The sequence below is a fragment of the Glycomyces sp. L485 genome (assembly GCF_022548875.1).
Lineage (GTDB): Bacteria > Actinomycetota > Actinomycetes > Mycobacteriales > Micromonosporaceae > Glycomyces.
Genome location: NZ_JAKZEW010000144.1, coordinates 1 through 211, shown reverse-complemented (window position 1 = coordinate 211; position 211 = coordinate 1). Strand labels below are relative to the sequence as shown.

The 211-nt window shown below is 68.7% G+C and carries 1 protein-coding gene; it reads left to right on the top strand.

Features of this window, described 5'->3' with window-relative positions; translation table 11 throughout:
- Positions 1-211: RICIN domain-containing protein (locus L0U85_RS20295; protein WP_241379577.1), on the top strand; the 211-nt coding region annotated here is incomplete at both ends.

Sequence of the window (211 nt, the reverse complement as noted above, 5' to 3'; positions counted from 1 at the left end):
CATGGACATCGCCGGGTCCTCGACCTCGAACGGCGCGATGCTGGAGCAGCAGGCCCGCACCGATGCCGCCGACCAGCAGTTCCGCTTCGTCGACGCGGGCGGCGGCTACTACAAGATCCAGGCCCGCCACTCGAACCTGATGCTCGACGTCTACGGCAGGAGCATGGAGAACGGCGCCGACATCGTCCAGTGGGCCGACAACGGCGGCGCC